A 15,200-nucleotide genomic window follows, 5' to 3' on the forward strand; every position below is an offset into this window, starting at 1 on the left:
GCGCGACCTCGCCCCGCTCATGCAGTTCAAGAAGCCCGCACTGCCGGGTCGACGCCACCGCCTCGAGCAGGCGCTGACGATCTGGGACCTCCGTGGCATCGCCGCCCGCCGGACCCCGAAGGCCGCGTTCGACTACACCGAGGGCGCGGCCGAGGCGGAGATCTCCCTCGCCCGTGCTCGCCAGGCGTTCGAGGACATCGAGTTCACGCCCGCGATCCTCCGCGACGTGTCGCAGGTCGACACCTCGCGCGAGGTGCTGGGCGCGCCGGTCGCGTACCCCTTCGGCATCGCCCCGACCGGGTTCACGCGCATGATGCAGACCGAGGGCGAGCGTGCGGGTGCCCGTGCGGCCGGCCGTGCCGGGATCCCGTTCGCGCTGTCCACGATGGGCACGACCGCGATCGAGGACGTCCGCGACGCGAACCCGCACGGGCGCAACTGGTTCCAGCTGTACATGTGGAAGGACCGCGAGAAGTCGATGGCGCTGGTCTCCCGCGCCGAGAAGGCCGGGTTCGACACGCTGCTCGTGACGGTGGACGTGCCCGTCGCCGGGGCACGGCTGCGGGACAAGCGGAACGGGTTCTCGATCCCGCCGCAGCTCGGTGTGAAGACGATCGTCAACGCGATGCCCCGCCCGTGGTGGTGGTTCGACTTCCTGACCACCGAGCCGTTGGCGTTCGCGTCGCTCGACCGCTGGTCCGGCACCGTCGGGGAACTCCTCGACCACATGTTCGACCCCACGGTCACCTACGACGACCTGGCGTGGATCCGGTCGCAGTGGAAGGGCAAGGTGGTCGTCAAGGGCGTGCAGTCCCTCGCCGACGCCAAGCGCCTCGCCGACCTGGGCGTCGACGGCATCACGCTGTCGAACCACGGCGGCCGCCAGCTCGACCGTGCACCCGTGCCGTTCCACCTCCTGCCCCAGGTGGTCCGCGAGGTCGGGAACGACACCGAGGTGCACCTGGACACGGGGATCATGTCCGGGGCGGACATCGTCGCCGCGGTGGCGCTCGGCGCGAGGTTCACCATGGTGGGCCGGGCGTACCTGTACGGACTGATGGCGGGTGGCGAGGCCGGCGTCGACCGGATGATCCAGATCCTGTCGGAGCAGATCGAGCGGACCATGCGGCTGCTCGGGGTGGCGTCGTTGGACGAGCTCGAGCCCGGACACGTCACGCAGTTGCAGCGGCTCTCCCCAATCGCGCGCGGAACCAGCTCGCACGTCCGCTGACAAGGCTGCGTTCGTCGTTGACGGGCACCCTTGGCAGGGCAGCTACTAATTTGGTTGACTGCCCCGCCAAGGCATAGTCGTACAAAACCCTGCCGGACATAAGCATCGCCATTCGGCTCACGCACTCGCCGGAGATCGAAGCCCGAGGATCAAGTCCGTCAACGAAGTTCCGACTTGAGCGCGAGCTCCAAGCGTCCGATCGTGTACAGGTCCGGCCATACCGTCCCGTCGAGAACGTTCTCGAGAGTCTGATGGTGAACACCCGCCGATTTCGCTAAAGAGCGAACGGACCGGTCACCAAGAGCCTCCCGCAAACGAAGGACAAACCGACGCCCGATCTCTCCAAGAGGGTCAGAGCCAGCTGCGTCCGGCCACGGCCCGGGCGCCATATCAACCGGTCGCGGCCTCGATGTACGCCCCACAACATCCTCCATTTGCCTCGTGACGCCAAGCTCCATCGGAGAAGACGTGACAACCAGGAACCGCCATGGCGGGGAACTGGCCATCAAGCAGGCTCTTTGGCCAGGGCGTCGACCGCCCTGGCCAAATCCAACGACCCCATGGCCAGCAAAGGGGGATCGGGTCACGAGCATTGTGCCCAGCCCGTCGAAGAACCAGTCCACTAGAAGTCCCAGTCCTCGTCCTCGGTCTTCTCCGCCTTGCCGATGACGTACGACGACCCCGACCCCGAGAAGAAGTCGTGGTTCTCGTCCGCGTTCGGCGAGAGCGCCGACAGGATCGCCGGGTTCACGTCCGTCGTCTCCTTGGGGAACATCGGCTCGTAGCCCAGGTTCATCAGCGCTTTGTTCGCGTTGTAGTGCAGGAACTTCTTGACGTCCTCGGTCAGCCCGACCTGGTCGTAGAGGTCCTGCGTGTACTGCACCTCGTTCTCGTAGAGCTCGAACAGCAGGTTGAACGTGTAGTCCTTGATCTCCTGCTTGCGCTCTTCCGAGGCGCCCTCAAGGCCCTTCTGGAACTTGTATCCGATGTAGTACCCGTGGACGGCTTCGTCACGGATGATCAGGCGGATCAGGTCGGCGGTGTTGGTGAGCTTGGCGCGCGAGGACCAGTACATCGGCAGGTAGAAGCCGGAGTAGAACAGGAACGACTCGAGCAGGGTCGAGGCGACCTTGCGCTTCAGGGGATCGTCACCGGTGTAGTAGTCGAGGACGATCTGGGCCTTCTTCTGCAGGTTCACGTTCTCGGTGGACCAGCGGAAGGCGTCGTCGATCTCGGGCGTCGAGGCCAGCGTCGAGAAGATCGACGAGTAGCTCTTCGCGTGGACCGACTCCATGAACGCGATGTTCGTGTAGACGGCTTCTTCGTGCGGGGTGATGGCGTCGGGGATCAGGCTGATCGCGCCGACGGTGCCCTGGATGGTGTCGAGCAGCGTCAGGCCGGTGAAGACCCGCATGGTGAGCTGCTGCTCTGCCGGCGTCAGCGTGTTCCACGACTGCACGTCGTTCGACAGCGGCACCTTCTCGGGGAGCCAGAAGTTGTTGACCAGCCGGTTCCAGACCTCGACGTCCTTGTCGTCCTGGATGCGGTTCCAGTTGATGGCACTGACCGAACTGATCAGCGGGATGGACTTGCCCGTGGCGTGGACCGGGTCGGTGAGGGTCATGGGATTGTCTTCCGGATTCGAGATGGTGATCTGATGACGGACTGGAGGCGCGGGGCGGGGCCCGCCCCGCGCCTCCAGGAAGAGAGCAGCAGCTCTACAGCATGCAGCTGACGCAGCCCTCGACTTCGGTGCCCTCGAGGGCGAGCTGGCGCAGACGGATGTAGTAGATCGTCTTGATGCCCTTGCGCCATGCGTAGATCTGGGCCTTGTTGATGTCACGCGTGGTGGCGGTGTCCTTGAAGAACAGCGTCAGGGACAGGCCCTGGTCCACGTGCTGCGTCGCCGCGGCGTACGTGTCGATGATCTTCTCGGCACCGATCTCGTACGCGTCCTGGTAGTAGTCCAGGTTGTCGTTCGTCATGAACGGCGCCGGGTAGTAGACGCGGCCGAGCTTGCCTTCCTTGCGGATCTCGATCTTCGACGCGATCGGGTGGATCGACGACGTCGAGTGGTTGATGTACGAGATCGAACCGGTCGGCGGGACGGCCTGCAGGTTCTGGTTGTAGATGCCGTGCTCCTGGACGGACGCCTTCAGCGCCTTCCAGTCCTCCTGCGTCGGGATCGTGATGTTCGCGTTGTCGAACAGCGAGGCGACACGAGCGGTCGCGGGGGTCCACACCTGGTCGGTGTACTTGTCGAAGAACTCACCCGACGCGTACTTCGAGTCGCGGAACCCGTCGAAGGTCTCGCCGGTCTCGATGGCGATGTTGTTCGAGGCACGCAGGGCGTGGAACAGCACCGTGTAGAAGTAGATGTTCGTGAAGTCGATGCCCTCTTCGGAGCCGTAGTAGACGCGCTCACGAGCCAGGTAACCGTGCAGGTTCATCTGGCCGAGGCCGATGGCGTGCGACTTGTCGTTGCCGTCCTCGACGGAACGCACCGAGTTGATGTGCGACATCTGCGAGACCGAGGTCAGGCCGCGGATGGCGGTCTCGATGGTCTTGCCGAAGTCCGGCGAGTCCATCGTCAACGCGATGTTCAGCGACCCGAGGTTGCAGGAGATGTCCTTGCCGATCTCCTTGTAGGACAGGTCCTCGTTGAAGGTCGTCGGGGTGTTGACCTGCAGGATCTCCGAGCACAGGTTGGACATGTTGATCCGACCCTTGATCGGGTTGGCCTTGTTCACCGTGTCCTCGAACACGATGTACGGGTAGCCGGACTCGAACTGGATCTCGGCGATGGTCGTGAAGAAGTCACGCGCCTTGATCTTCGTCTTCTTGATGCGCGAGTCGTCGACCATCGCGCGGTAGTTCTCGGAGATCGGGACGTCGCCGAACGGGACACCGTAGACCTTCTCGACGTCGTACGGCGAGAACAGGTACATGTCCTCGTTGTTCTTCGCGAGCTCGAACGTGATGTCCGGCACGACGACGCCGAGGGACAGCGTCTTGATGCGGATCTTCTCGTCGGCGTTCTCGCGCTTGGTGTCGAGGAACTTCATGATGTCCGGGTGGTGGGCGCTGAGGTAGACCGCGCCGGCGCCCTGACGCGCACCGAGCTGGTTCGCGTAGGAGAAGGAGTCTTCCAGCAGCTTCATCACGGGGATGATGCCCGAGGACTGGTTCTCGATCTGCTTGATCGGGGCGCCGGCCTCACGGATGTTGGAGAGCAGCAGGGCCACGCCGCCGCCGCGCTTCGAGAGCTGCAGCGACGAGTTGATCCCGCGCGAGATCGACTCCATGTTGTCTTCGATGCGGAGCAGGAAGCAGGAGACGAGTTCGCCGCGCTGGGCCTTCGCCGTGTTGAGGAACGTCGGGGTAGCGGGCTGGAAGCGGCCGGCGACGATCTCCTCGACGAGGTCGATCGCGAGCTGCTCGTTGCCCTGCGCCAGGCCGAGGGCGGTCATGACGACGCGGTCCTCGAAGCGCTCGAGGTAGCGCTTGCCGTCGAACGTCTTGAGCGTGTAGCTCGTGTAGTACTTGAACGCACCGAGGAACGTCTGGAACCGGAACTTCTTCGAGTACGCCAGGTCGTTGAGTCGCTGGATGAAGTCCAGCGAGTACATGTCGATCGTCTCGCGCTCGTAGTACTCGTTCTCGACCAGGTAGTCGAGCCGCTCCTTCAGGTTGTGGAAGAAGACGGTGTTCTGGTTGACGTGCTGCAGGAAGAACTGCTTCGCGGCTTCCCGGTCCTTGTCGAACTGGATGTTGCCGTCCGCGTCGTAGAGGTTGAGCATCGCGTTGAGGGAGTGGTAGTCCATCCCCGTCTGCGGCGACGTCAGATCGACGTCTGCAACTGCTGCGTCCAAAATGCATCCAATCCTGTGTTGACCGCCGACACGTCGTCAGGGGTCCCGAAGAGTTCGAATCTGTAGAGAACGGGGACGTGGCACTTCCGTGCGATGACGTCCCCCGCCAGGCCGTAGGCCTCGCCGAAGTTCGTGTTGCCGCCGACGACCACACCGCGGATGAGCGAGCGGTTGTGCGCGTCGTTGAGGAACTTGATGACCTGCTTGGGGACCGCACCATCGCCGTTGCCGCCACCGTAGGTGGGCAGGAACAGGACGTAGGGCTCGTCCACGTGGAGGAAGGGTTCGCTCGGGTAGAGCGGGATCCGGTCCGCGTCGCGGCCGAGCTTCTCGACGAAGCGCGCGGTGTACCCGGACACGCTCGAGAAGTAGACCAATCGGCTCATGGCGCGCTCCTCGGTGGAAGGTGCGGACAGACGGACCGGGGGTGTCCTGTGGGCGGCGATCCGGGCCTCCTGAACGGAACCGGGTGACCGTCCACAGGACGGGAGACGACTACGCCAGTTCGGCGCTGAGCGTCGCGATCTTGTCGGGGCGGAAGCCCGACCAGTGGTCGTCGTCCGTGACGACGACGGGGGCCTGCATGTAGCCCAGGCTCTTGACGTGCTCGAGGGCTGCCTCATCGGTGGAGACGTCGTGCACTTCGTACTCGATGCCCTTGTTGTCGAGGGCCCGGTACGTCGCTGTGCACTGGACGCAGGACGGCTTGGTGTAGACGGTGACGGCCATGTTCTCCCCTGGTTTCTGGGCCTGATTCCAGGTCCGAAGTTCGTGTGCGGTGCTGAGGACGACGCTACTACATGTTGTGCCCGGCGGACCCGTCGACCACAAGAGAAAGTGTTACACGCCTGTAGTTTCCACAACCCGATCCACAGACTGTGGATTCCCGGAGGCCCGGTTTTCCGCCACTCTCGCACCAACCACCGACACTCTCCACAAGCTGTGGACGGAAGTTCTCGACACCTCCCGTCGGCGTGTCTGAGAACGGTGTCGACGAGGACCTCCTCCACACCTCCCCCGGACGGGTGACACCCCGATCCGTCCGGTCCGTACACTCGTCTCGTGAGCACGTACGGCCCCCTCCTGAAGACCCCGGCGTGGGTCGTGTCATCGCCGCACAGCTCACCGCGCGCTTCCCGTTCGGGATGCTCTCGCTGGCCTACCTGCTGCACGTCGAGCACGTCTTCCACTCCTACGGCGCCGCCGGCCTGGTGCTCGCGACGACGAGTGTCGGGCAGGCGCTGGCGGGCCCGCTCACGAGCCGCTGGATGGGCAGCTGGGGCATGCGCCCCGTCCTCATCCTGACGAGCATCGTCGCGCTCGTGAGCATGGGGGTCATCGGGTTCGTGCTCATGCCGCTCTGGGGCTACGTGGTGGTGGGGTTCCTCGGCGGTCTCGCGGTCCCGCCCGTGCAGCCGGCGGTGCGCACCATCTACCCCAAGATGGTGACCTCGTCGCAGCTCACCCCCTTGTTCTCGCTCGATGCCAGCGCCCAAGAACTGATCTGGGTCGCCGGCCCGGTCATCACCACGTTCGTCGCGACCCAGGTCGGCACGGTCGAGGCGATCGTCGTCGCCATGGTCTTCCTGGTGGTCGGCGGCATCTGGTTCATCGCCTCCCCCGAGCTCGGCCGCGTCCGCATCCCCGCTCGAAGCGCGCGTTCGGCGTGGTGCTGAAGCGACCGTCGGTCGTCGTCGCCACCCTGACCGGTCTGCTGCTCATCGGAGCGTGCGCGGCGGTCGAGGCCAGCGTCACCAGCGTCTTCGGCGAGGGCAGCCCGAACGCCGGCATCGTCCTGGCCGTCTTCGCGGTCGGGTCGCTGTTCGGCGGCCTGGCCTTCGGCCACCGTCCGATCTCCCCCAACACCCTGTGGACGCGCATGGCGATCGTCTTCGTCGGTCTCGCGCTCGCCCTGGGCGGCACGAACTTCTGGTGGCTCTGCATCGCCCTCGTGATCGCGGGCATCGGCATCGCGCCGGCACTCGCGGTGATGTTCGGCTCGGTCTCCGCCACCGTCAAGTTCTCCGACACCGCCGAGGCCTACGGCTGGATGGGCACCGGCCAGCTCATCGGTGCCGCGGGTGGTTCCGCGGTCGCCGGCTTCCTGATCGACAGCAGTGGCCCGGTGGGCGGCTTCACGGTCGGTGCGGTCATGGCCGGGGCGGGCGTCGTCGTCGCGCTCGGGGCCAAGCGCTGGCTGCCCGACCTGCGCGGCCGTGACGCCAGCCCCATCCCCGACACCGAGCCGGTGGTCCTGCCGACCTGAGCGCGGGCGCGGGCTTTCGGCGTACCTGGTCGAATCGGGCGTACCTGGTCGGAAGTTCTGACCAGGTACGCCCGATTGCATTTGCCATCGCGGCCGGTACACGGTTCTCCGCAGATGGCCGGGAGGCCCGGCGCGCGCCCGCCACGCACCGGCAGGATGGGTGCATGGTCAGTTCACTTCCCCTGCGTGACGGCGCCGCGATCCCCGCGATCGGGTTCGGCGTCTACAAGGTCGACGACACCGAGGCCGAGACGGCGGTCGGTCTCGCACTCGACGCCGGCTACCGGCACGTCGACACGGCCGAGATGTACGGCAACGAGACCGGCGTCGGAAAGGCGATCCGGGCCTCCGGGCTCGACCGTGACGACGTCTTCGTGACGACCAAGGTGTGGAACGACCACCAGGGGCGCGATGCGACCTTGCGTGCCTTCGACGGCAGCCTCGAGCGGCTGGGGCTCGACGCGGTCGACCTGTACCTGATCCACTGGCCGGCCGCGGCGAACGACCGCTACGTCGACACCTGGCGCGCGCTCGTCGAACTGCGCGACTCCGGCCGGGCACGGAGCATCGGGGTCTCGAACTTCCAGGTGCCGCACCTGCAGCGACTCATCGACGAGACGGGCGAGGTCCCGGCGCTCAACCAGGTCGAGCGGCACCCGTGGCTCCCGCAGCGCGAGCTCATGGAGTTCCACCAGCAGCACAGCATCGTCACCGGAGCCTGGTCGCCGCTCGGTCGCGGTCGGCTGATCGACGAACCGATCCTCACCGGCATCGCTGACGCACACGGGGTGAGCGTCGCGCAGGTCCTCGTCCGGTGGAACGTGCAGCAGGGGGTCGTGGTGCTGCCGAAGTCGGTGACGCCGTCGCGGATCCGGTCGAACCTCGACGTCGACGGCTTCGTGCTCAGCGACGACGAGCTCGCGGCGATCGCCACGCTCGAGTCCGGGCAGCGGACGGGCTCGCACCCCGACGCGGTGTCGTGACGGTGGTGCCCTCGTGACGGTAGCGCCGTCGTGACGTGGCACCCTCGTGACGGCGTAGGTTCTTCGGGGTGAACGATCCTCAGCAGACCGCCCGTGCGCACCTCGGACCCGATGAGCACCTCTACTGGGCCGGCACGAGCGACCCGGCGAAGCTCTTCACGGGGCGGGACGGCTTCCTCATCCCGTTCTCCCTGCTGTGGACCGGCTTCGTCGCGTTCGCGGTCCTCGACGTCGTGCGGAACGGCTCCCTCGGCGTGGGAGCGATCATCCCGATCGTGTTCTCGATCGTCGGCGTGCACCTGGTGGTCGGCCGCTTCTTCGTGAAGGCACACCGCAAGCGCACGACCGTGTACGCCGTCACCGACCGCCGCGCACTGATCATCGGGCCGAACACCACCCGCGAGGTCCCGGTCGGACGCACCGATCGCACCGTCACCTGGACCGGGGGCCGACGGCACTGTTCGGTGGAGTGGAACACCGGCGATCCGAGCGGAGTGGCGGCGTTCTTCGCCGGCGGAGCGACCGCCAAGATCTACGCGAACACCGGACTCGACGGGCTGTTCGGACCGCAGGTGTTCGCCTTCTGGGACGTCCGCGACGGCGAGGAACTCGTCCGCGAACTCGACCGCGTGGCGCGCTAACCCCGGCGGTCCTCCTCCGACTGCCACGGCAGGTGCAGGTCACCCGGCGCAGGCTCCACGTCGCCGGCGTCGTCCGCGCCGCCCGTTCCCGGTGCGGCGGTGATCTTGGACGTGTCGATGCCGTCCGCCTCGAGTTCGGCGTCGCTGCGCTGGTCGGTCTGCGACGCCTCGGTCTCCCGCTCGCTCGACGGGCTGTACGCAGTGTCGGTCGAGTCGGGATCCGGCGTCTCCGGGATGCTGTCGCTCATGACCCGGACGGTAGTCCGTGTGCCCCGAGTACCAGTTCGGTCACGGCGGTCGATCGGGCCGGACCCCGGCGGTACGCTCCCTGCCGTGGGGGAACGATGACACGGATGCGGACCGCGGCGAGCGCGGTCATCGGTACGGCGATGGTGGGGCTGCTGCTGACGGGCTGCACGGCGTTCGGCGGGGACGACACCCTGCCGAAGCCGACCCGACAGGCAGCCGAGCGCACTGCGGAGCCGATCCCCGATCCGACGCTCACGACCGAGCAGGTCGACGGGGACACGGACGAGGTCGAGCAGGCCCTGCCCACGGGCACGGTCGCGGCGGAGACCGACGTCACGTCCCCGAGCGGTGACACGAGCATCCACGTGCGCATCGTGGCGAACGACACGGGTACGTTCACCGCGCAGCTGTCCGGCTACCGCACGACCACCCCGCAGCAGATGAGCCTGCAGTTCCGGCACCGGACCGCCAGCCCGCTCGACGGCGGTGACGCGTCGGCGCGGGACACGACCGAGTGGACCGCCGCCTCCGGGCCGCCGAAGACGGTGGTCATGCACGACGCCGGTGCACGACCGGACTACTTGCAGAGTGTCGTCCTCGTCCCTGCCTCGGTGCCGGACGAAGACCCGTCGAAGCGTCCGTGGGTCGGATCGGTGCTGGCCGTCGGCGCCCTGGACTGGAAGATCCCGAACCCCTACCCGGACCTGCGCATCACCGTCGGCAAGGACCGACCGGGGGCGTACGGCATCGTCACGGAAGCCGACGGACGACCGGCTGACTACCTGGTGGCGCACGGCGACGAGCTGACCACGGTCGCGCAGCGGTTCGGCATCACGCCGGCCGAGGTGCAGTGGCTCAACCCGTACACGGAGACCCGCGCCGACGACTGGTTGCTCGAGGGCAGCACGCTGAACTTCGACCCTGCGCGCCGCTGACCTCGGCGCGGAAGGCACTCGACCGTCCGTTACGCTCGACGGGCACCAGCCCCGACCAGGAGGTCCCCTCGTGACGATCGTCGCCGCAGCAGACGGCTCAGCCCTCGGCAACCCCGGCCCCGCCGGCTGGGCCTGGTACGTCGACGACGACCGCTGGGCCGCCGGTGGCTGGCCCCGGGCGACGAACAACATCGGCGAGCTCACGGCCGTCCTGCAGTTGCTCCGCGCGACGAAGGACTCCGGCGAGCCGCTGCACATCCTGTGCGACAGCCAGTACGCCATCAAGGCCTGCACCGAGTGGCTCGCCGGGTGGAAGCGGAAGAACTGGCGCAAGGCCGACGGCAAGCCGGTCATGAACGTCGAGATCATCAAGGAGCTCGACGCCGAGCTGCAGGGTCGCAAGGTCACGTTCGAGTGGGTCCGCGGGCACGTCGGCCACGAGATGAACGAGGCCGCCGACGTCCGTGCCCGTGGTGCGGCCACCGCCTACCAGAACCACACCGACGTGCCGCACGGTCCGGGCTGGCCCGGCGTCGAGGTCACCGAGCCGTCCGCACTGCCCGAGGCGACCCCGCCGGCCACGCTCTTCTGACCCGGCGACGCCTGGCCGGTGGCCGAGTCTCGGCCTGAGCGACTGATCTCGCGGCCGCTCGCCCGAGAACCGTCGCTCACTACGAGTCTCGCGGCGGCGCGCACGAGTCTCGGGCCAGCGCGTCCGACGACCTTGGTCAGCCTGGGTCTGGGAGACCCAGGAACACCGAGGCTCTGGTCCGCATCCGACCTCGAGACGATGCTGGGCGCATGGAGAACACCGAACACGTCCTGGTCACCGGCGGCTCCGGTTTCATCGCCGGCCACCTGATCCTGCAGTTGCTCGACGCCGGGCACCGCGTCCGCACCACGATCCGGTCCCTCGACCGTGCACCCGAGGTCCGTGCGGTCCTCGCCGAGGCCGGCCCGACCGCCGACGACCGGCTGGAGTTCGTCGCCGCCGACCTGACGTCCGATGACGGATGGGCCCAGGCGGTCGCGGACATCGACGTCGTGCACCACGTCGCCTCGCCGGTGCTGCCGGGCCACGTCGAGGACGAGGATACCGTGATCCGTCCGGCGGTGGAGGGGACGCTGCGGGTGCTGCGCGCCGCACACGCGGCCGGAGTCGATCGCGTGGTGCTGACCTCGGCCTTCCACGCGGTCAGCTGGGGCCACCCGCACTCCGACCACGTGTTCACCGAGGCCGACTGGACGGTGCTCGACGGCCCCGGGGTCGACGCCTACGGCACGAGCAAGACCCTCGCCGAACGCGCCGCGTGGGACTTCGTCGCGTCCGAGCCCGGTGCGCCGGAGCTCGTCACGACGATGCCGGTCGCGGTGATGGGTCCGGCGATGGGGCACGCGGTGTCCGGTGCGAACCACATCCTGCAGTCCATGCTCTCCGGAGCGATGCCCGCGACCCCGCGGCTGTTCATCCCCATCGTCGACGTGCGTGACGTCGCTGCCGCACACGTCACCGCGACGACCGCCCCGGATGCAGCGGGCAAGCGGTTCCTGTTGTCGAACGGCCCGGCGCTCGAGCTGGCCGAGATCGCCGCCACCCTGCGCGAGCACCTCGGTGATGACGCCGAGGCGGTCCCGACGCAGACGCTGCCCGACGACGTCGTGCGGACCGCGGCCGAGACGCAGCCGCAGTTCCGCGCGATGGTGCCCGACCTCGGCTACGCCAAGCGCACCTCGAACGAGCGCGCCCGCACCGTGCTCGGCTGGACGCCTCGTGATCCGCACGAGGCGATCGTGGCGGCGGCCCGGAGCCTGGTGGCGAAGGGCCTGGTCCACCCCTGACCAACCCGGGTCCACCCCTGACCAACCCTGGTCCACCCCTGACCAACGAGGATCAGACCGCCCGCTCCCACAACGCCACTGTGCTCTCGAGCCCGTCGTACCGGTACGGCTTCCGCTCCCCCGTCGGCGCGTACCCGAGCGCCCGCCAGAACGGCTCGGCGCCGCCCGCGTTCGTCGCCACGATCCCCAGTCGCAATCGGTCGGCGCGGGCCTCGGCCGCCAGGGCCACGACGGCCTCGTGCAGGACCCGTCCGAGGCCGGAACCCTGCCGATCGCCGCGGACGACGAGCAGCCCGATGTACGCCGTGGTCGGTGCCGGGTACCCGAGCAGCACGTCCGCGAACGCCACGAGCGAGTCGCCGTCCCACAGCCCGATCCCGTGCTTGCCCGCCGGGTCGAAGCCGTCCGGCACCGACACGAGTGCGCTCAGCCCGTCGGACGGCCCCGGCGGGTACCCGGTGATCCGCTCGGCGTAGTCCGGCACGGTCTCGAGCAGCACCTGCAGCGCGTCGACGTCCTCCGCGCCGAGCGCTCGAACGACGAACGAACCAGCACCGGCCGGCATCAGTCCACGTCCACGTCGGCCCACCCGTCGAACCGACCGATCTCGGTGACCCGGACCACGGCCTCGCCGGCTTCGTCCGAGGCGTCGAGGTCGATCGTCGCCGAGAACCCGAAGTCCTTGTCGCCCGACGGGTCCGCGAAGATCTGCCGAGCGCGCCACACGCGCGCCACGCCCGCCGCTCCCGCACCCGTCGCCCCAGCACCCGTCGCCCCCGCCTGGTCGAGCACCAGGTAGGACATCGACCGCGCCTCGGCATCGGTGCCGATGGTGTCGTGCTCCTCGTAGTACTCCTCGAGCACCGCGTCCCACGCGTCACCGTCGAACCCGGCTGCTGCGTCGAGCGCCCCGAGTCCGTCGACGTCGTCGCGCGCGGCGAGCAGCACCCGCTGGAACAGCGCGTTCCGCACGAGCACGGTGAAGGCCCGCACGTTGCCGGTGAGCCGTGCCGGCTGCGGCGGCGCGATCTCCTGCTCTTCGGCCAGGGCCAGCAGCACGTCACCGTTGAGCAGCGCCTCCCACTCGTCGACGAGCGAGGAGTCGGTCTGCCGCACGACCTCGCCGAGCCATTCGATCAGGTCGTCGAGCTCCTGGTTCCGCTGTTCCTCGGTGATGGTCTGCCGCATGGTCCGGTAGGCGTCGGACAGGTACCGGAGCACGAGTCCCTCGGACCGGGTGAGCTGGTAGAACCGCACGAAGTCGCCGAAGGTCATCGCGCGCTCGTACATGTCGCGCACGACGGCCTTCGGCGAGAGTGCGAAGTCGAGAACCCAGGGCTGTTCCGCCGCGTACGCCTCGTACGCCGCCTCCAACAGCTCGGACAGCGGGCGAGGCCAGGTGACCTCCTCGAGCAGCTCCATCCGCTCCTCGTACTCGATGCCCTCGCGCTTCATGCGGGCGACCTCTTCGCCGCGCTCCTTGAACTGCTGCTGCGACAGGATCGCTCGCGGGTCGTCCAGTGTCGCCTCGACGATCGAGACCATGTCCAGGGCGTACGTCGGCGAAGACGGGTCGAGCAGCTCGAACGCGGCGAGCGCGAACGGCGACAGGGGCTGGTTGAGGGCGAAGTTCGACTGCAGGTCCACCGTGAGCCGGTAGGAGACCGGAGGCCCCGGCACCCGCTCGATGACCTGCGCGTTGATGAGCGTCCGGGCGATGACGAGCGCACGCCGGGCCATCGCGAGCTGGCGGGCGCGCGGTTCGTGGTTGTCGAACACCAGCGAGCGCACCTCGTCGAACGCCGAACCGCCGCGGGCCACCACCGACAGCACCATCGCGTGCGTGATGCGCATGCGCGACACCATGGGTTCCGGTTCGGCACCGATGAGGCGGTCGAACGAGGCCTGGCCCCAGGACACGAACCCCTCCGGCGCCTTCTTCCGCTTGATCTTGCTCTTCTTCTTCTGGTCGTCCCCGGCCTTGGCGACCGCACGGGCGTTCTCGATGTCGTGCTCGGGGGCCTCGGCGACGACGTCACCCTCGGTGTCGTACCCGGCGCGTCCGGCGCGACCGGCGATCTGGTGGAACTCGCGTGCGGACAGCTGCCGCATCTTCGTGCCGTCGAACTTCGTCAGTCCGGTGAACAGCACGGACCGGATCGGCACGTTGATGCCGACGCCCAGGGTGTCGGTGCCGCAGATGACGGGCAACAGTCCGCGCTGTGCGAGCTGTTCGACGAGCCGTCGGTACTTCGGCAGCATGCCGGCGTGGTGCACGCCGATGCCGGCGCGGATCAGGCGGGACAGGGTCTGTCCGAAGCCGGCGCTGAAGCGGAAGCCCGCGATCGCTTCCGCGATCTGGTCTCGACGCGCCCGATCAGCGACCTTCGCCGACATCAGCGACTGCGCCCGCTCGAGCGCAGCCGCCTGGGCGAAGTGCACGATGTAGATCGGCGCCTTGCCCTCCTCCAGCAGCCGTTCGACGGTCTCCTGCACGGGCGTCATCACGTACTCGTACTCGAGCGGCACCGGTCGGCTGACGCCGGTCACGCGGGCGGTGGGTCGGCCGGTCCGCCGGGACAGGTCGTCGGCGATGGTGGTGACGTCGCCGAGGGTGGCGGACATCAGCAGGAACTGCGCACGTTCGAGTACGAGCAGCGGCACCTGCCAGGCCCAGCCGCGGTCGGGGTCGCCGTAGAAGTGGAACTCGTCCATCACCACGACGTCGACGTCGGCGTCGGGTCCTTCGCGCAGGGCGAGGTTCGCCAGGATCTCGGCCGTGCAGCAGACGATGGGGGCATCGCCGTTCACGCTGGAGTCGCCGGTGACCATGCCGACGTTCTGCGCGCCGAACAGCTCGACCAGCTGGAAGAACTTCTCGGAGACGAGCGCCTTGATCGGTGCCGTGTAGTAGCTCCGCTTGCCCTCGGCGAGCGCGGCGAAGTGCGCGCCGGCCGCGACGAGCGACTTGCCGGTGCCGGTCGGGGTGCTCAGCACGACGTTCGCGCCGGAGACGAGCTCGATGACCGCTTCGTCCTGTGCCGGGTACAGCGGCCGGCCGCTCTCCTCGGCCCAGGCCGCGAAGGCCTCGTAGACCTCGTCGGCGTCGACGACGCCGTCCACCGCCGCCGGGATCGCGGCGACGAGCGGGGGCACGGTGGTGACGTCGGTCATGGCCCCATCC

General features: G+C 68.0%; 13 protein-coding genes and 1 pseudogene. 7 read left to right on the top strand and 7 right to left on the bottom strand.

Annotated elements, in window-relative coordinates; all coding sequences use genetic code 11:
• The first annotated feature begins 19 nt into the window (after positions 1-19).
• Positions 20-1,231 carry an alpha-hydroxy acid oxidase gene (locus ACZZ0J_RS09625; protein ID WP_463438170.1) on the top strand — a complete coding sequence of 404 codons (1,212 nt, stop codon included), beginning with the start codon at positions 20-22 and terminating at the stop codon, positions 1,229-1,231.
• A gap of 622 nt (positions 1,232-1,853) precedes the next feature.
• Here the strand turns inward: ACZZ0J_RS09625 and nrdF are convergent.
• From nrdF to nrdH, 4 genes are all read right to left on the bottom strand, one after another.
• Complete coding sequence (gene nrdF, locus ACZZ0J_RS09630; protein ID WP_111086559.1) at positions 1,854-2,855, bottom strand: class 1b ribonucleoside-diphosphate reductase subunit beta; 1,002 nt, start codon at positions 2,853-2,855, stop codon at positions 1,854-1,856.
• A gap of 94 nt (positions 2,856-2,949) precedes the next feature.
• On the bottom strand, positions 2,950-5,055 hold the full coding sequence (gene nrdE, locus ACZZ0J_RS09635) for a class 1b ribonucleoside-diphosphate reductase subunit alpha (protein WP_463436497.1): 2,106 nt from the start codon (positions 5,053-5,055) through the stop codon (positions 2,950-2,952).
• A gap of 17 nt (positions 5,056-5,072) precedes the next feature.
• Complete coding sequence (nrdI, locus tag ACZZ0J_RS09640; RefSeq protein ID WP_463436499.1) at positions 5,073-5,489, bottom strand: class Ib ribonucleoside-diphosphate reductase assembly flavoprotein NrdI; 417 nt, start codon at positions 5,487-5,489, stop codon at positions 5,073-5,075.
• A gap of 109 nt (positions 5,490-5,598) precedes the next feature.
• The gene (nrdH, locus tag ACZZ0J_RS09645) at positions 5,599-5,832 is read right to left on the bottom strand and encodes a glutaredoxin-like protein NrdH (RefSeq protein ID WP_017886897.1); all 234 of its coding nucleotides are present in this window, start codon (positions 5,830-5,832) and stop codon (positions 5,599-5,601) included.
• 333 nt (positions 5,833-6,165) lie between these two features.
• On the opposite strand from nrdH, the pseudogene ACZZ0J_RS09650 reads away from it, so the two are divergent.
• The 3 genes and pseudogenes from ACZZ0J_RS09650 (at position 6,166) to ACZZ0J_RS09660 (ending at position 8,993) form a co-directional block, all read left to right on the top strand.
• Positions 6,166-7,369: pseudogene (locus tag ACZZ0J_RS09650) on the top strand (MFS transporter).
• 164 nt (positions 7,370-7,533) lie between these two features.
• Positions 7,534-8,352 (top strand): aldo/keto reductase, encoded by an 819-nt coding sequence (locus ACZZ0J_RS09655; RefSeq protein WP_463436519.1) that lies wholly within the window; start codon positions 7,534-7,536, stop codon positions 8,350-8,352.
• Between the two features lie 68 nt (positions 8,353-8,420).
• Positions 8,421-8,993 carry a hypothetical protein gene (locus tag ACZZ0J_RS09660; protein ID WP_463436521.1) on the top strand — a complete coding sequence of 191 codons (573 nt, stop codon included), beginning with the start codon at positions 8,421-8,423 and terminating at the stop codon, positions 8,991-8,993.
• Here the strand turns inward: ACZZ0J_RS09660 and ACZZ0J_RS09665 are convergent.
• Positions 8,990-9,241, bottom strand: coding sequence for a hypothetical protein (locus ACZZ0J_RS09665; protein ID WP_123294958.1), 252 nt, complete (start codon positions 9,239-9,241; stop codon positions 8,990-8,992). The two genes, ACZZ0J_RS09660 and ACZZ0J_RS09665, sit on opposite strands and share 4 nt — an antisense overlap.
• 105 nt (positions 9,242-9,346) lie before the next feature.
• On the opposite strand from ACZZ0J_RS09665, the gene ACZZ0J_RS09670 reads away from it, so the two are divergent.
• The 3 genes from ACZZ0J_RS09670 (at position 9,347) to ACZZ0J_RS09680 (ending at position 12,016) form a co-directional block, all read left to right on the top strand.
• On the top strand, positions 9,347-10,177 hold the full coding sequence (locus ACZZ0J_RS09670; protein WP_463436524.1) for a hypothetical protein: 831 nt from the start codon (positions 9,347-9,349) through the stop codon (positions 10,175-10,177).
• A 70-nt stretch (positions 10,178-10,247) separates the two neighbouring features.
• Positions 10,248-10,769: a ribonuclease H family protein gene (locus ACZZ0J_RS09675; protein WP_123294960.1), complete on the top strand. Its 522-nt coding sequence runs from the start codon at positions 10,248-10,250 to the stop codon at positions 10,767-10,769.
• A 209-nt stretch (positions 10,770-10,978) separates the two neighbouring features.
• On the top strand, positions 10,979-12,016 hold the full coding sequence (locus ACZZ0J_RS09680) for an NAD-dependent epimerase/dehydratase family protein (protein WP_463436527.1): 1,038 nt from the start codon (positions 10,979-10,981) through the stop codon (positions 12,014-12,016).
• Between the two features lie 52 nt (positions 12,017-12,068).
• Here the strand turns inward: ACZZ0J_RS09680 and ACZZ0J_RS09685 are convergent, their stop codons facing one another.
• Both ACZZ0J_RS09685 and ACZZ0J_RS09690 read right to left on the bottom strand, forming a co-directional pair.
• Entirely contained in the window at positions 12,069-12,581 is a 513-nt protein-coding gene (locus ACZZ0J_RS09685; protein WP_463436529.1) for a GNAT family N-acetyltransferase, read from the bottom strand.
• The gene (locus ACZZ0J_RS09690) at positions 12,581-15,190 is read right to left on the bottom strand and encodes a DEAD/DEAH box helicase (protein ID WP_463436531.1); all 2,610 of its coding nucleotides are present in this window, start codon (positions 15,188-15,190) and stop codon (positions 12,581-12,583) included. Before ACZZ0J_RS09690 ends, ACZZ0J_RS09685 begins: the two co-directional genes overlap by 1 nt.
• Between the last annotated feature and the right edge of the window lie 10 nt (positions 15,191-15,200).

Source organism: Curtobacterium sp. AC272, assembly GCF_979258155.1.

Excerpts from the sequence above, each read along its gene's own strand:
- ACZZ0J_RS09655 (WP_463436519.1), top strand. The coding sequence starts at position 7,534 with ATGGTCAGTTCACTTCCCCTGCGTGACGGCGCCGCGATCCCCGCGATC.
- ACZZ0J_RS09680 (WP_463436527.1), top strand. The coding sequence starts at position 10,979 with ATGGAGAACACCGAACACGTCCTGGTCACCGGCGGCTCCGGTTTCATC.
- ACZZ0J_RS09625 (WP_463438170.1), top strand. The coding sequence starts at position 20 with ATGCAGTTCAAGAAGCCCGCACTGCCGGGTCGACGCCACCGCCTCGAG.
- nrdE (WP_463436497.1), bottom strand. The coding sequence starts at position 5,055 with ATGGACTACCACTCCCTCAACGCGATGCTCAACCTCTACGACGCGGAC.
- ACZZ0J_RS09665 (WP_123294958.1), bottom strand. The coding sequence starts at position 9,241 with ATGAGCGACAGCATCCCGGAGACGCCGGATCCCGACTCGACCGACACT.
- nrdH (WP_017886897.1), bottom strand. The coding sequence starts at position 5,832 with ATGGCCGTCACCGTCTACACCAAGCCGTCCTGCGTCCAGTGCACAGCG.
- ACZZ0J_RS09690 (WP_463436531.1), bottom strand. The coding sequence starts at position 15,190 with ATGACCGACGTCACCACCGTGCCCCCGCTCGTCGCCGCGATCCCGGCG.
- ACZZ0J_RS09670 (WP_463436524.1), top strand. The coding sequence starts at position 9,347 with ATGCGGACCGCGGCGAGCGCGGTCATCGGTACGGCGATGGTGGGGCTG.
- ACZZ0J_RS09685 (WP_463436529.1), bottom strand. The coding sequence starts at position 12,581 with ATGCCGGCCGGTGCTGGTTCGTTCGTCGTTCGAGCGCTCGGCGCGGAG.
- nrdI (WP_463436499.1), bottom strand. The coding sequence starts at position 5,489 with ATGAGCCGATTGGTCTACTTCTCGAGCGTGTCCGGGTACACCGCGCGC.
- nrdF (WP_111086559.1), bottom strand. The coding sequence starts at position 2,855 with ATGACCCTCACCGACCCGGTCCACGCCACGGGCAAGTCCATCCCGCTG.